Raw genomic sequence first — 1,748 nt, 5'->3', positions numbered from 1 at the left:
GATGTTCCCGGCACCGCGGTGCCGGGAACATCCCTCTCTTTGTACTCCCCGAGGACCTGCACGGCACTGCTGCCGGAAATCCGTATCTGTATGCTGTGCCCATGACGGCACCGCAGATCTATATCAGTTTCCCCGGCACTGCCCGCGAAGCACTGGGTTTCTATGCAGAGATCTTTGGCGGAGAGCTTTCCCTGCACACCAATGAGGACTTCGGCAACAGTGCGGGACCGCCCGGCCACATAGCCCACGGAATGCTGAACGGCGTGGTCGCCCTGGCCGGATCGGATGCGGCCCCCGGTGAGAAGAGCATCCGGCTCGAAGGCGTCATGCTCTCGCTGCTCGGGACCGCCGAGCCCGAGGTGCTGCACGAATGGTTCGACAAGCTCGCCGTTGGCGGCCAGGTGGTCGATCCCCTTGCCCCGAAGCCGTGGGGCGCGTCCGATGGCCAGGTGATCGATCGTCACGGCCTTCACTGGCTCGTCGGCTACGAACCAGCGGCGTGACTACGTCAGGCGCCGGTCCGCAGACGCTCTACGTCTGCCAGTCGCGGATACGCGGCCTGGGTTCCCTTCTTCGTGGCAGCCAGAGCAGCAGCGACCGAAGCGAACGCCGCCGCCTCGGCCAGGGTCTCCCCTGCGGCAAGCCGTGCCGCGAGGGACCCGGTGAAGGCGTCGCCGGCGCCGGTGGTGTCCATGGCGTCAACCTTGGTGGGGGCGATCCGGGTGAAACGGCGCCCCTCCCCGGCATGCCCATCCAGCACGATGGAGCCATCGGCGCCCAGGGTGACGACCGCGCGGTCCAGCCCCTGCGCCGCAAACTTCAAGCCCACCTGCTCCCATTCGGCAACGGCGGCATTGGCGCACGGCATCTCGGCGCCGCCGAGGAACTGCGAAGCCTCGTGCGCGTTGACCAGCAGGACGTCGGTGAGTTCGGCCAGGCTTCGCGGCACGGGCGCGTAAGGCGAGAGGTTGAGCAGCACCGTTGCTCCGGCGTCGTGCCCTGATCTGGCTGCCGCCTCCACGACGTCCAGGCCGACCTCGAGGCAGAGGCAAACCACGGCGACGCCATCGAAAGCGTCCCCGGCTGCGACTACGTCATCCGGAACTACGGTGCCGTTGGCGCCGGGGGAAATGACGATGCTGTTCTCCCCCGCCGCGTCAACGGTAATGACGGCGACGCCGGTCTCGACGTCGGCGGTGCGGCGCACCCGCGAAACGTCCACGCCGGCCCCTGCAACGGAGGCCAGCAGCATGTCCCCGTTGGAGTCCTCGCCCACGGCGCCGATCAGGGCGACGTTGCCGCCGAGCCGGCCAGCGGCCACGGCTTGGTTGGCGCTCTTGCCGCCCGGGTTCACGGCGAAGCCTTCGCCGCGGAGGGTTTCGCCGGGGTTGGGCAACCGCTCGGTGTAGATGGTCAGGTCCGCGTTTAGTGAACCAACGACGACGATGCGTCCGGCCTGCGGACTCACTGTTCCACCTCGGCGTCGACGGGCTTGGGGATCAGCAGCGAGGCGCCGAAGGCCGCGACCGTGATGACCAGGCCGACCACCACCGTCGTGAGGTAAGAGGCGCGGTCGCCCAGCGCCGAAGTGCCCACGAGCACCGCCGGCAGCACCAGGAAGCTCAGCCCGGCGCCGAGGTTGAAGGCTCCTGCGTTCATGCCCGGTAGGAAGCCGGGGTTGCCCGGGGGCGAGAGCACCACGCCGAGCCCGTTGAGCATAATGTTCGCGGTGCCGGCGTACATGATGC

At 68.3% G+C, this 1,748-nt stretch carries 2 protein-coding genes and 1 pseudogene; 1 reads left to right on the top strand and 2 read right to left on the bottom strand.

Features of this window, described 5'->3' with window-relative positions:
- Positions 1-101 precede the first annotated feature (101 nt).
- The gene (locus tag AC5RWT_RS37085) at positions 102-503 is read left to right on the top strand and encodes a VOC family protein (RefSeq protein WP_494084569.1); all 402 of its coding nucleotides are present in this window, start codon (positions 102-104) and stop codon (positions 501-503) included.
- Positions 504-508: 5 nt separating this feature from the next.
- On the opposite strand, the gene AC5RWT_RS37080 is transcribed toward AC5RWT_RS37085, so the two are convergent.
- Both AC5RWT_RS37080 and AC5RWT_RS37075 read right to left on the bottom strand, forming a co-directional pair.
- Positions 509-1,468 (bottom strand): ribokinase, encoded by a 960-nt coding sequence (locus AC5RWT_RS37080; protein ID WP_494084568.1) that lies wholly within the window; start codon positions 1,466-1,468, stop codon positions 509-511.
- Positions 1,465-1,748, bottom strand: a pseudogene (locus AC5RWT_RS37075) (MFS transporter); the annotation flags it as partial. The gene AC5RWT_RS37080 and the pseudogene AC5RWT_RS37075, both read right to left, overlap by 4 nt.

The organism is Arthrobacter sp. Dra40, assembly GCF_059091905.1.
This window is presented reverse-complemented; position numbering and strand designations above follow the sequence as displayed.